This is a genomic window from Weissella sp. ESL1139 (genome assembly GCF_058506735.1).
In genome coordinates this window covers 1,420,465-1,433,210 of the sequence record NZ_CP196375.1, presented here as the reverse complement: position 1 = coordinate 1,433,210, position 12,746 = coordinate 1,420,465, and the positions used below count along the sequence as shown (strand labels likewise).

Genomic DNA, 12,746 nt, shown 5'->3' with positions numbered 1-12,746 from the left:
TCATGGATAAGAACCGTCTTGCAATTTCATTACCTGGTTTAGAACTTAAGAATCCGTTTATGCCATCATCGGGTTCATTTTATTACGGTCTTGATCACATGGCTGATTTTGACCTAAATGAATTAGGGGCATTGGTACTAAAAACAACGACTGTGAAGCCACGCAAAGGTAACCCACAACCTTGGGTAATTGATACCAAAGCTGGCGTGCTTAACTCCGTTGGTTTAGCTAATCCAGGGATTGAAGCGGTTAAAAATGACTTTATGCCAGAATTAGATCAAAAGTTACCTGATTTACCGAAAATGTTATCCATTTCAGGTGAAACAGTTGCTGAGTTCACGCAACTAGCAACTACAATCGAACGAATGCCAGGCATTAACGCGATTGAATTAAATCTATCTTGCCCAAATGTCGATGAAGGTGGTCGCGCCTTTGGTGTCACTACTGAGGGGGTTTCATCAGTAGTGAGCGCTGTTCGGACAGCTACGACGAAACCTATTTATGCAAAATTGTCACCAAATGTTACTGATATTAAGCCACTAGCAATTGCAGCCGAACAAGCGGGTGCCGATGGTTTGACGATGGTCAACACTTTGGTGGGGATGAGCTTAGATTTGATGAGTCGTTCGGCTCGTTTGTACCGTGGTAAAGGCGGTTTGTCGGGAGAAGCCATTCATCCATTAGCAGTTGAATTTATTTGGGAAGCTGCTTCAGTGGTCAATATTCCAATCATTGGTGTTGGCGGGGTTACGTCAATTTATGATGCCCTTGAATTAATGTTAGCTGGCGCTTCAGCAGTACAAGTCGGGGTGATGAATAAAACTGATCCCTTGTTCTTACCAAAATTGATTAAAGCATTACCAGCCGCTTTGGATAAATACCATTTTGCAACAGTTGCTGAAGTGACAACCGCATTGCATGCTTTGCCAGCAAATGAAGCAGAATGGCAAGCAATGACGAATTTGGATAAGGAGTAATGATGTCTGATAACAAACCTGTATTTATTGCCTTAGACTTTGCGGATGTGCCAACAACCTTGGCATTTTTAGAGCAATTTCCGGTCGACCAACCTTTAGCGGTTAAAGTGGGGATGGAATTGTTCTATCGTGAAGGGCCAACTTTTGTATCGACTTTAAAAGAACGTGGCTATACCGTTTTCTTGGATTTAAAGTTATACGATATTCCACATACAGTTGGCCAAGCCGTCAAAAATTTAGCCCAATTACGGATTGATTATTTAACCTTACATGCAGCTGGTGGTGAGCAAATGATGCTAGCCGCTAAAGATGCTATTGATAGTGCCCAGCAAAATACGAAATTATTGGCTATTACCCAATTAACATCATTTTCTGAAACTGAATTGCAAACGACACAGCAATTAGCTGTTTCTCTAAATGAATCTGTGGTGCATTTAGCCCAATTAGCTGAACATGCTGGTATGGCAGGAGTGATTTCTTCGGCATTTGAAACTGAAATGATTCATGATGCAACCCGTAGTGGCTTTCTATCTATCACGCCCGGTATTCGCTTGACTGGGGATGCTAAAGGTGATCAAAATCGGGTGATGACCCCGCAACAAGCTCGTCAAAAGGGTGCCAATGGGATTGTCGTTGGTCGTTCAATTACGCAGGCAACTGATCCAGTGGCAGCTTATAAGCAAATTATTCATGATTTTAACGAGGAGTAACTATGACAAATTATCGAACAGCTGTTGCAACTGCTTTGTTAGATATTGCAGCCGTTAAATTACAACCTAATGATCCATTTACGTGGGCATCTGGTATTAAGAGCCCAATTTATACTGATAACCGTAAAATCATTTCATTTCCTGAAGAACGTCAAATTGTCATTGATGGTCTCGTTGAATTGATTAAGACGCAATATCCAGACGTTGAAGTCATTGGTGGTGTTGCAACCGCCGGCATTCCACACGCCGCCTGGGTTGCGGAAGCTATGAATCTACCATTAATATATGTCCGCGCCAAGCCTAAAGATCATGGAACGGGTAAGCAAATTGAAGGTGCTATCAATGATGGTCAAAAAGTAGTTTTGATTGACGATTTGATTTCAACTGGTGGTTCAGTACTAGGTGCAGTGAAAGCAACGCGGGCTGAGACGGGTAATGTTATCGGTGTTGTCTCAATTTTTTCATATGAATTACCAGCTGCTAAGCAAAACTTCGCGGATGCCCAAACTAGTTTTGCATCATTAACTAATTTTTCTAGCTTAATTCAAGTTGCCCAGGAAACAGATAATATCACGGCTGATGAATTGCAGATGATTGAAGATTGGCATCAAACACTGACATAAAGATGTTATTTAATACTTTCTATCCAATTTTAGGAGATAAAATGTTATGATAGGAAGCATGAATGAAAAGATAAATTATGAACAATTAAATGGTTTGGATTTGGCCTATTATGGGGATGCGGTATACGAAGTTTATATTCGTCATCATCTCTTAGCTAAGAGCATTACGAAACCAGCAAAGTTACAACGTGAATCAAAAAAGTATGTTTCAGCAAAAGCGCATGCCGCTTTATATGCTTTGATTGAAGCTGATAATATCTATACTGAAACTGAGCAAAAATATTTCAAACGTGGTCGCAATGCGAATTCACATACAAAAGCAAAAAACACCGATGTCGTGACTTACCGCATTTCAACGGGCTTTGAGGCCGTGATGGGTTATTTAGGTGCAAGTGGTCAAACAGAACGTTTAGAAGAAATTATTTCATGGATTTATAAACAAGTGGAAAGTGGGCGAACAGTAAATCATGGGACAACAAAATAACAAACGATCAGCAGGACACAAGCAACGTCGTCAACGAACTCCAAAAGCAGGTTATGATGCACCTGAAGAACAAGTCGAATTTGTCTTCGGTCATCACGCCGCCGTTGAAGCCTTAAAGGGAAAGACTGAAATCAATAAAGTTTGGTTACAAAATGGTCTAGCTGATAAGGTTCGTAATGAGGTAAGCGCACTAGCTAAAAAACGCGGCTTGATTATGCAAGACGCACCAAAAGCTAAACTTGATGAATTGACCAATGGTGAAAACCATCAAGGCGTGGTGTTATCAATTGCAGCATATGCATATGCAACAATTGATGATTTGTTTGCCAAAGCTGCCGAAAAAGACGAAGCACCTTTCTTCTTAGTGCTTGATTCAATCGAAGATCCACACAATTTGGGATCAATCATGCGAACAGCGGATGCCGCCGGTGTTCATGGCATCATTATTCCAAAGCGTCGTGCCGTACAACTAACATCAGTGGTTGCTAAAACGTCAACTGGTGCGATTGAGCATGTGCCAGTTGCGCGAGTAACTAACTTAGTTCAAACGGTTGAACAGTTAAAAGAACGTGGTGTATGGGTGTTTGGTACTGATATGAACGGTAAAGATTACCGTCATTGGGATGCCAAGGGTGCGACTGCGTTAATCATTGGTAATGAAGGTAAGGGTATTTCACCATTACTAAAGAAATCAGTTGATGAAACATTAGCAATTCCAATGATTGGCCATGTGCAAAGTCTAAACGCTTCAGTTGCCGCTAGCTTGCTAATCTATCAAGGTTATAATAGTCGCCATCCATTATCATAAAATAGGTGTTTAATTGGCATAATGCTAAATGTTAGTTGTTATTGGGCTAAACATAATTCTGGCAAGTGGGTAATCCTCCCGTATGCTTTTCTTACAGTAGTAAGAAAGGATACGAGACGGTGGATCAAACACAACTAATTGTTAAAGCACAAGCTGGGGATGAACAGGCGTTTGAAATGATTTTAAGTCAGTTTGAAGGCCTCGTTTGGAAAATGTTTGCCCAACAGCGCGTACGACCACAACCGAATGATTGGCAACAAGAATGTCGGGTGGTCTTGCACAAGACACTCAGATTATTACGCCATCAAACGTGGGCTGCATTAACGCTATATTATCGACGATCATTACAGACGCATGTGGTGCAGTTATGGCGCAATGAGTATCGGGTTTGTGATTTTCAAGTTCCAGTATTAAAAGAAACAATTGCGCCATATGAAGCCCAACAAGTTTTTGAGAAATATGAACACGTCGCAAATGGGTTAATCCCATTTATCATGACGTGGTATCATCAACTACCTATTAAAGAACGTGAATTAGCGTTTTTACTAATCCAGGGTTATAGTATGGTTGAAGCAGCCAAGATCATTAAACGTTCACGTTCCTGGTGTTATGGTGTACGTCGTAAGTGGCAGTTATTTTATCGTAGTGAAATCAGAAAAAACTAGCCGTTTAATAGCAAAAGTGCTAAACTTTTAGTCATAAAATCAAATTAAGAAAGAGCGGTAACGCCATATGGCAACAAAGAAAGTCGCTTTGGCATGTAGTGTGTGTGGTTCACGTAATTATATGGTTACTAAAAAGCCAACGCGTGTTGACCGTTTACAGGTAAATAAGTATTGCAAGTATTGCGATAAGCACACTTTACATCGAGAAACAATGTAAGAATTAAGCAGAGGTTTATATAGATGAAGTTTTTATCAAGTGTTAAAGAAGAAATGCACAAGGTAACTTGGCCAACATTTAATGAAAATATCCATAATACAACAATTGTTGTTGTAACCGGATTAGCATTCGCCATTATTTTTGGTTCTGCTGACTGGGTATTTGAACAAGGAATTACTTGGTTGTCTAAGTAAACAAAATGCGCTATACTGTAAGCATGAATTAGCAGATAAAGCCCTCATTAATTGAGGGTTTTTAATTTACAAAAATTTATGTCAAATAGTCTGAGGAGGCAATCATGGCAACTGAGTCATTCGATAAGCAATGGTATGTTTTGCATACATATGCAGGATATGAAAATCGCGTAAAGTCAAATTTGGAATCACGTATTGAAACAATGGGGATGACGGATTATATTTTCCGTGTCTTGGTACCAGAACAAGAAATCGAAGTTGAAAAAGATGGTGAGACAAAGATTGTTAAGGAAAACGACTTTCCTGGCTACGCTTTAGTCGAAATGATTATGACTGACGAAGCTTGGTATGTTGTCCGTAATACCCCAGGTGTTACTGGATTCTTGGGTTCTCACGGTGGTGGATCAAAGCCAGTGCCATTGCTTCCTGAAGAAGTTGACGATATGTTGGCACGTATGAACTTAGTTGAACGTCAAGTTGAACATCTAGATGTTGAAGTTGGTGACTTGGTTGATGTTGTGTCAGGTAGTTTTGCTGGTCAAGAAGGTGTTACGGTTACGGAAATTGATGATGAGCATCAAGAAGTGACTGTTTTAATCAATATCTTTGGTCGTGACACGCCAACACAAATTTCATTTAGCGACGTTAAGCCTGTTCAATAAATTTTGAAGACTTTACTTGCCAAGTGGTAAGTGTTTTGTTACTATAATATGGTATGTGTTGTTATTAGGCACATATGTGGGAGGCGTAAATCGAAACGCGCCATTTACACCACAAACACGAAGGAGGAAACAATCGTGGCTAAGAAAGTTTCAAGTATTGTTAAGTTGCAGATTCCAGCCGGTAAGGCTACACCTGCACCTCCAGTTGGACCTGCTCTAGGTCAAGCTGGTGTTAACATCATGGGATTCGCAAAGGAGTTTAATGCTCGTACTGCTGATCAAGGTGGTTTGCTAATCCCTGTAGTTATTACTGTGTATGAAGATCGTTCATTCGAGTTCATTACCAAGACTCCTCCAGCAGCTGTTCTTTTGAAGAAGGCCGCTGGTGTTGAAAAGGGTTCTGGTGAGCCTAACACGAAGAAGGTCGCAACAGTTACTGCAGCTCAAGTTCGTGAGATTGCAGAAACTAAGATGCAAGATCTAAACGCAGCTGACGTAGATGCAGCTGTTCGCATGATCGAAGGTACTGCTCGTTCAATGGGCTTCACTGTTGAAGGCTAATTAATAAGTAAGTACGGATCGCGTAGGAAACTAAGCAAGATCAAGCGGGAGGTCAATGACCGTTTGACCGCATTTGCAAGGAGGAATAGCTACCATGGCTAAGTATGGTAAGAATTATTTAGCAGCTGCTGAAAAAGTTGACAGTGACAAGTTGTACACTGTTGAAGAAGCTGCTGCATTGGTAAAGGATATTGACTTTGCCAAGTTTGATGCAACTGTTGAAATTGCATTTAACTTAAACGTTGATACGCGTCAAGCTGATCAACAATTGCGTGGTGCCGTTGTTTTGCCTAACGGTACTGGTAAAGACCAAACTGTTGTTGTCTTTGCGCAAGGTGATAAGGCTAAAGAAGCTGAAGAAGCTGGTGCTGACGTTGTTGGTGCCGCTGACTTGGTACAACGTATCCAAGGTGGCTGGTTAGATTTTGATGTTGCTGTTGCAACACCAGATATGATGGCACAAGTTGGACGTGTTGGACGTGTCTTGGGACCTAAGGGCTTGATGCCTAACCCTAAGACGGGTACTGTAACGTTCGACGTTGCTAAGGCCGTTTCAGAAGCTAAGTCAGGTAAGGTTACTTACCGTACTGATCGTGACGGAAACGTTGCTGTACCAGTTGGTAAGGTATCATTCGATGCTGACAAGCTTGCAGGAAACATTAAGTCATTGGCTAATGTTATCTTGCGTTCACGTCCATCTGCTGTTAAGGGAACATACGTACAACACGTATCAATCGCTTCAACATTTGGTCCTGCTGTGAACATTGACATCGCTTCACTATAATTAGATTTTCGAAAATAGTAAGTGAGTGTTGACACTTTCTCGACTACCTGTTAAAGTAGTTGAGGTAATAAATCGATTCTACCTAAGACGCAGGTGTCGTAAGACTTAATATCCCGCCGAGGAAGTGAAAAAACGCGAAAGCGACTTTTGACCCCCGGTGCAGCATGTACTGGGGGTCTTTTGGTAAGAATCAAAATCTAAACAGGAGGAACAATATACCATGAGTGAAGCAACCATTGCTGTTAAAGCACAACAAGTTGCCGAAGTTGCTGACAAGTTCAAGAACGCAACGTCTGCCGTTGTTGCTGACGTACGTGGATTGACTGTTGAGCAATCAAACAACTTGCGTGCTGAATTGCGTGGAGAAGGTGTTGAGCTACGTGTTATCAAGAACAAAGTCTTGGTTCGCGCTACTGAAGCTGCTGATTTGACTGAGTTAAACGATTTGTTTGCTGGTCCTTCAGCCGTTGCATTCTCAAATGATGATGCAATCGCACCTGCCCGCGTATTGAAGAAGTACGCTGATGATATCGACGCCTTGGAAATCAAGGGTGGATTCATCGATGGTAACATCGTATCTATTGATGAAATCAATAAGTACGCTGCACTACCAGATCGCGAAGGTTTGCTATCAATGTTGTTGTCAACATTGCAAGCACCTGTTCGCAACTTTGCCTATGCAGTTAAAGCTGTATCAGACGCAAAGGAAGAATCAGAGGCCTAAACAACGGCTTAGATTCGTATCTTAAAGGGCAACGCCCTATAAAATTAAAATTGCAATTAAAGCAAATATAAGAGGAGATTAATTATCATGGCATTTGATAAAGATTCAATCATTGCTTCATTGAAGGAAGCTACGATCATGGACTTGGCTGACTTGGTTTCAGCTATCGAAGAAGAATTTGGTGTTTCAGCCGCTGCCCCTGTTGCAGCTGCTGGTGCTGCTGGTGGTGATGCTGCCGCTGCTAAGACTGAATTTGATGTTGAATTGACTTCAGCTGGTACAGCTAAGGTTAAGGTTATCAAGGCAGTTCGTGAAGCAACTGGTTTGGGATTGAAGGACGCTAAGGGTCTTGTTGACGATGCACCTTCAGTTATCAAGGAAGGTCTTTCAGAAGACGACGCTAACGACTTGAAGGCAAAGCTTGAAGAAGCTGGTGCCGTAGTTAACGTTAAATAATTTTAACCTTTAATAAGGTTTAAATTGACTAAAATAAGCTATTTGTGTTTACACAGGTAGCTTATTTTTTTGTTTTCTTTTAAAATGAAGTCGTACAGTCTTATCGTATTTGCTTATTTTTTGGGGGAGTATTGATGTCAAAAAAGAAAAAATATTGCCAATTGGGCAGGAACCAGATAGTCCATTGGTCAATTAACGTTTAGTATGAATAGCAGTAGTTATGATTATGATTTGTATAATGAGTGGCCAGATGATGATACTGCTTTTAGCAGTTCATTTTTCATTAATTTTTAAACCAACACAATTGCATAGCTTTGTGGTTCAAACTAATAAAGATATTCAAACTGTGCTAAGTAAGGGTCAGAATATTACACAGATTAACGTTTATCCAATTGAGGGTAAGCCAACTTATTATCATATTGAATGGTCACCGCTATCAAGTGAAGAACAGAACGAAGCACAAATGATAACAACGTTAGATGATCAGTGTTGTGTTTTATCATATTTTACGGGTCTACGATCAATACCAGAAATTGTAAATGCAATTTATAGTGGTGTTCATAGTGAAATATTTGATTGGGAATTTGAAGACCAAGTATGGGATTTTGAGCGTTGGTCTGACGTTCATGGTGTAACTGAGTTGAGCATGTTATTACATAGTATTGAACAAACGCTAATTGAATCAATCGATATGAACCGTGTTATTCAGATTAAAAGACAAGATAATTATCGGAATAGTGTAAATGTTTATAATATGGCAACGAATAAGCGACGTAAAATCAAATTCTTTTCTTTGCAAGAAATTGTTACAATGCCTATTTATATTGAAACGGAAATTTTTTGGAGTGGTGTTGTGGCCCTATGTCTTGAATTCTAGATAATGTCGATTATTTAAATTAATTAAGTAGATTTAAACAAATTAAAATAATTTGTTAATATCGTATACAGGTTAGTGTCGTATACTATTATCTATGGCAAATAAACAACGTAGAGGATTGCGTGAAAATAGAGAACATACGCAAATTTTAAAATCAAAAAGACTTGCTATTATTATTGTCGGTGTGGTGACACTAATCGTTTTTGCGATTGCTTGGTCACAACGCGATAAAATAGTGGATACGGTTGGACCAAAAATTGGTTTGGTGCATAATCATCATAAGAAGAATTTACAAAAAGATTGGCGAAATACTTTGAAAGGAAAATCAGTTAACGTCGATATTGCTGTTTACAATAACAAAACCGATAAGTTAATTCAGACTCGTCACAGTAACACAGATACATTTTCGACCGCTAGTGCGATTAAAGTCAGTGTCTTAGCTGAACTATTATCTGAGCATCAAGAGTCAGATACACCATTAACGGATAATGAGCAAGCACTTGCAACTAATATGATTCAGGCTAGTGATAATGATTCTACCACTAGTTTGTTGTACCAAATGGGTGGTTATCAAGCACCAGATAATGTATTCGATAAACTTGGCATGAATGATTCCAAAATGAATACCGCTGCCTGGGGTGATTCAAAAACGACGGCACCCGATCAGATTAAACTCTTACGTAATATTTTCTATCAGAGTAAGGTGTTAAATGGCGATTCACAACAATATGCCCAAAAATTAATGAGCAACATTGAGAAAGACCAAAGTTGGGGTGTTAGTGCTGGTGTGCCTAAGAAAGCAGATATTGCATTAAAGAATGGCTGGTTGCCAGATGATGATGGTAGCTGGATTGTGAACAGCCTTGGTCATGTGAAAAATAAGAAAGTGGATTACGTGATTGCAGTCTTAACCAATGGTGATGAGACCCAACAGTCAGGTATCAACTTAATTGAAAAACTTTCACGTCAAACTTATAAAGAGTTAGCAAATTAAATAATTAAATAATTAATTTAACCGGTATGTAAAATATATCGGTTTTTTATTTGCTAAAATAACGGTTTGTAAAGTAAATATTTACAATTGCGAAATGTAATTACAGTTAATTTTCATTTCGCAAAATATATTGATTAGTCTCATGGAATTTATTATGATTATTAAGTTAGCTAAAAAGATAGTTTTAGTTAATAAAATATTGAATAGGAGAAATATTTATGCTGCAAATCAACGACTTAACAGTCGCTTACAGCAATGTGCCTGTATTTAAGGAGTTATCAGTAGATTTTGCCCCTGGTAAAATTACTGGCATTATCGGTCCTAATGGTGCTGGAAAATCAACATTGATTAAAGGTGCGTTAGGATTAGTACGTCATTCGGGTCAATCAACTTTGGATGGTGTTGCAGTATCACGAGTTCGACAGAAAATTGCTTATGTTGAACAACGAGCTGCTTTAGATTTAACGTTTCCCATCAGCGTTTTTGAGGTGGTTCTAACTGGTACATACGGTAAGTTAGGATTATTCAAAAGCCCTGGTCGTAAAGAAAAAGCCGCTGCGAGAGATGCGCTACGGCAAGTTAATCTAATTGAATTTGAAAATCGTCAAATTGGTGAGTTATCAGGAGGACAATTACAACGTGTGTTTGTGGCTCGTGCCATTGTGCAACAAGCAGATGTGGTTATTTTAGATGAGCCATTCGTTGGAATTGACGTAAAGTCTGAAGAGGAAATCATGAATGTTTTGCGTGGTTGGCGTGATGATGGTAAAGCTATTATTGTTGTGCACCACGATCTAAATAAAGTTACATCATACTTTGATGATTTATTAATTATGAATCATGGGGTAATTGCAAGTGGGACAGTTGCTTCAGTATATACACAAGAGAATATACAAAAGGCATTTTCTGCAGACTTGAGTGCCGTTTTGTTTAATGATAAGGCAGGTGCTTAGTATGGCAAGCTTAGTAGAATTTATGCACGCATTAGGACACTATAATTTCTTACAAAGTGCCTTACTTGCATCAATTATGGTCGGCATTATGTCTGGTATTATTGGAAGTTTTATCATTTTACGTGGTATGTCATTAATGGGTGATGCCATTTCACATTCAGTGTTACCTGGTGTTGCAGTTGCATACATGTTAGGTATTAATCTAATGGTTGGGGCAACCGCATTCGGCATTATGGCTGCTTTGTTGATTGGATTTGTTGCTGCACATAGTAAGTTGAAAAACGATACAGCAATTGGAATTGTTTTCTCAGCGTTTTTCGCGTTAGGATTTATTTTGATTTCAATGGCTGAGTCTTCAACTAATTTGCACCACATCTTATTTGGAAATGTGTTAGCAGTTTCAGATAGTGATTTGGTTTCAACCGTTATTGTTCTAGCTATCGTGATTGTTTTTGTGGTTATGTTTTTCAAAGAATTACAAATCACCTCATTTGATGAAACATTTGCTAAGTCATATGGTTTAAATACCAGTATTATTCATTATGGATTGATGTTAGTTTTGACGCTGGTAACTGTTTCTGCATTACAAACAGTTGGTATTATCTTGATTGTTGCAATGTTGATTACACCAGCAGCTACTGCATTTTTGTGGACTAATCGTTTGTCCGTTATGCTGGTGTTGTCGGCAACGATTAGTACGATTGCAGCCATTACAGGTTTGTACCTATCATATACAATGAATTGGGCTTCAGGTCCTGCAATTGTATTAGTTGCAGCCATTATATTTTTGTTCTCATTTATCTTTGCCCCAAAGCAAGGCATTATTACCAAACTAGGAGTGAAACATGTTAAAGAAGATTAGTGTTGCCATCGCAGCGATGTTAGTTGCTATCGGAGGAGTTGTTTGGTTTGTAAGTAGTCGTGATGACCAATCAAATACAAAAAGTGAAAAATTACGCGTTGTAACCACAAATTCTATTTTAGAAGATATGGTGGAAAACGTCGGTGGTAAGCAAGTTAAGGTTTACAGTATTGTGAAACGTGGGACCGACCCTCACGAATATGATCCAACGACGAATGACATTGCTGCCGCAACTGAAGCGGATGTTTTGTTCCATAATGGATTGAACTTAGAAACTGGTGGTAGTGGTTGGTTTAATAAATTGACGAAGACAGCTAATAAGCGCAATGACAAAGAAGTTTTTGCTGCGTCAAAGCATGTTAAGCCGATGTATTTAACTGAGTCTGGTAAAGAAAACGAAACTGATCCACATGCTTGGTTAGACTTAAGTAATGGTGTAAAGTATGTTAAGCTCATTAACCAAGTGCTTAAGGATAAGGATCCTAAGCATGCAAAGTTATACCAAAAGCGTACAGATGCATACGTTAAGAAGTTGGAAAATTTGCATAAAGAAGCGCAAAACAAGTTTGCTGATATTCCTGAATCACAACGTTTGTTAGTGACTTCAGAAGGTGCTTTTAAGTACTTCTCAAAGGCATATGGTATTAAGCCAGCATTTATCTGGGAAATTAATACTGAAGCCCAAGGAACGCCTGAACAAATGAAACAAGTACTCGCAAAAATCGATGAATCTGATGTGAAATCATTGTTTGTGGAAAGCTCAGTATCACCAAAGTCAATGAAGCAAGTATCTAAGGAAACTGGTTTACCAATCTATTCAAAGATTTATACTGATTCATTGGCTAAGAAGGGAACTAAGGGTGACACTTACTACGACATGGTAAAGTGGAACATTGATAAAATTCATGATGGTATGTTAGCTAAAGAATAAAATCTAAGTACGTTAATCGGGAATGATTTCTGATTGATGTACTTTTTTTCGTAAAGAATTTCCAAAATAATTTAAAAAAATGTGACATTTTTGTGATTGTTTTCTTTAAAAGTTGCTATAATAGAGTTGTCGGGATGTTATCACTTGGGCAAGCTATTAATAGGTAGTTAGGTGCTAACATTTACAAAAAAGAGTTCAACGATACAATGTATCATTGGATTTATTTGTTTATTTTTAGAAATTTTTATTGAGGAGATTAGTTAA

General features: G+C 38.9%; 18 protein-coding genes and 1 other annotated feature. All 18 genes read left to right on the top strand.

Features of this window, described 5'->3' with window-relative positions; genetic code table 11:
• Nucleotides 1–2 precede the first annotated feature (2 nt).
• The 18 genes from ACSYSF_RS07030 to ACSYSF_RS06945 all read left to right on the top strand — a co-directional run bounded on the left by ACSYSF_RS07030 (nucleotide 3) and on the right by ACSYSF_RS06945 (nucleotide 12,482).
• Nucleotides 3–977 (top strand): dihydroorotate dehydrogenase, encoded by a 975-nt coding sequence (locus tag ACSYSF_RS07030; RefSeq protein ID WP_489867319.1) that lies wholly within the window; start codon nucleotides 3–5, stop codon nucleotides 975–977.
• 2 nt (nucleotides 978–979) lie between these two features.
• Entirely contained in the window at nucleotides 980–1,687 is a 708-nt protein-coding gene (pyrF, locus tag ACSYSF_RS07025) for an orotidine-5'-phosphate decarboxylase (RefSeq protein ID WP_489867318.1), read from the top strand.
• A gap of 2 nt (nucleotides 1,688–1,689) precedes the next feature.
• Nucleotides 1,690–2,310 carry an orotate phosphoribosyltransferase gene (gene pyrE, locus ACSYSF_RS07020; RefSeq protein ID WP_489867317.1) on the top strand — a complete coding sequence of 207 codons (621 nt, stop codon included), beginning with the start codon at nucleotides 1,690–1,692 and terminating at the stop codon, nucleotides 2,308–2,310.
• Between the two features lie 46 nt (nucleotides 2,311–2,356).
• Nucleotides 2,357–2,794: a Mini-ribonuclease 3 gene (locus ACSYSF_RS07015; RefSeq protein WP_491737227.1), complete on the top strand. Its 438-nt coding sequence runs from the start codon at nucleotides 2,357–2,359 to the stop codon at nucleotides 2,792–2,794.
• Nucleotides 2,778–3,602, top strand: coding sequence for a 23S rRNA (guanosine(2251)-2'-O)-methyltransferase RlmB (gene rlmB / locus ACSYSF_RS07010; protein WP_489867315.1), 825 nt, complete (start codon nucleotides 2,778–2,780; stop codon nucleotides 3,600–3,602). The genes ACSYSF_RS07015 and rlmB overlap by 17 nt, the downstream gene beginning before the upstream one ends.
• A 119-nt stretch (nucleotides 3,603–3,721) precedes the next feature.
• Nucleotides 3,722–4,267 (top strand): RNA polymerase sigma factor, encoded by a 546-nt coding sequence (locus ACSYSF_RS07005; RefSeq protein ID WP_489867314.1) that lies wholly within the window; start codon nucleotides 3,722–3,724, stop codon nucleotides 4,265–4,267.
• A 67-nt stretch (nucleotides 4,268–4,334) separates the two neighbouring features.
• Nucleotides 4,335–4,484: a 50S ribosomal protein L33 gene (gene rpmG, locus ACSYSF_RS07000; protein ID WP_489867313.1), complete on the top strand. Its 150-nt coding sequence runs from the start codon at nucleotides 4,335–4,337 to the stop codon at nucleotides 4,482–4,484.
• Nucleotides 4,485–4,507: 23 nt separating this feature from the next.
• Nucleotides 4,508–4,678: a preprotein translocase subunit SecE gene (gene secE, locus ACSYSF_RS06995; protein WP_489867312.1), complete on the top strand. Its 171-nt coding sequence runs from the start codon at nucleotides 4,508–4,510 to the stop codon at nucleotides 4,676–4,678.
• A 104-nt stretch (nucleotides 4,679–4,782) separates the two neighbouring features.
• On the top strand, nucleotides 4,783–5,340 hold the full coding sequence (gene nusG, locus ACSYSF_RS06990) for a transcription termination/antitermination protein NusG (protein ID WP_489867311.1): 558 nt from the start codon (nucleotides 4,783–4,785) through the stop codon (nucleotides 5,338–5,340).
• 135 nt (nucleotides 5,341–5,475) lie between these two features.
• Nucleotides 5,476–5,901, top strand: a complete 426-nt coding sequence (rplK, locus tag ACSYSF_RS06985) for a 50S ribosomal protein L11 (RefSeq protein WP_004560217.1) — start codon at nucleotides 5,476–5,478, stop codon at nucleotides 5,899–5,901.
• 94 nt (nucleotides 5,902–5,995) lie between these two features.
• On the top strand, nucleotides 5,996–6,685 hold the full coding sequence (gene rplA / locus ACSYSF_RS06980) for a 50S ribosomal protein L1 (RefSeq protein ID WP_489867310.1): 690 nt from the start codon (nucleotides 5,996–5,998) through the stop codon (nucleotides 6,683–6,685).
• 63 nt (nucleotides 6,686–6,748) lie between these two features.
• Nucleotides 6,749–6,876 (top strand) — a sequence feature (ribosomal protein L10 leader region).
• Between the two features lie 29 nt (nucleotides 6,877–6,905).
• Nucleotides 6,906–7,409, top strand: a complete 504-nt coding sequence (rplJ, locus tag ACSYSF_RS06975) for a 50S ribosomal protein L10 (protein ID WP_489867309.1) — start codon at nucleotides 6,906–6,908, stop codon at nucleotides 7,407–7,409.
• An 87-nt stretch (nucleotides 7,410–7,496) separates the two neighbouring features.
• Entirely contained in the window at nucleotides 7,497–7,865 is a 369-nt protein-coding gene (rplL, locus tag ACSYSF_RS06970) for a 50S ribosomal protein L7/L12 (protein ID WP_489867308.1), read from the top strand.
• A 250-nt stretch (nucleotides 7,866–8,115) separates the two neighbouring features.
• Nucleotides 8,116–8,742, top strand: coding sequence for a hypothetical protein (locus tag ACSYSF_RS06965; RefSeq protein WP_491737226.1), 627 nt, complete (start codon nucleotides 8,116–8,118; stop codon nucleotides 8,740–8,742).
• Nucleotides 8,743–8,836: 94 nt separating this feature from the next.
• Nucleotides 8,837–9,736, top strand: coding sequence for a serine hydrolase (locus tag ACSYSF_RS06960; RefSeq protein ID WP_489867306.1), 900 nt, complete (start codon nucleotides 8,837–8,839; stop codon nucleotides 9,734–9,736).
• Between the two features lie 218 nt (nucleotides 9,737–9,954).
• On the top strand, nucleotides 9,955–10,689 hold the full coding sequence (locus tag ACSYSF_RS06955; RefSeq protein WP_489867305.1) for a metal ABC transporter ATP-binding protein: 735 nt from the start codon (nucleotides 9,955–9,957) through the stop codon (nucleotides 10,687–10,689).
• Nucleotide 10,690: 1 nt separating this feature from the next.
• Nucleotides 10,691–11,551, top strand: a complete 861-nt coding sequence (locus ACSYSF_RS06950) for a metal ABC transporter permease (RefSeq protein ID WP_489867304.1) — start codon at nucleotides 10,691–10,693, stop codon at nucleotides 11,549–11,551.
• Nucleotides 11,535–12,482 (top strand): metal ABC transporter solute-binding protein, Zn/Mn family, encoded by a 948-nt coding sequence (locus ACSYSF_RS06945; RefSeq protein ID WP_489867303.1) that lies wholly within the window; start codon nucleotides 11,535–11,537, stop codon nucleotides 12,480–12,482. Before ACSYSF_RS06950 ends, ACSYSF_RS06945 begins: the two co-directional genes overlap by 17 nt.
• Nucleotides 12,483–12,746: the final 264 nt, after the last annotated feature.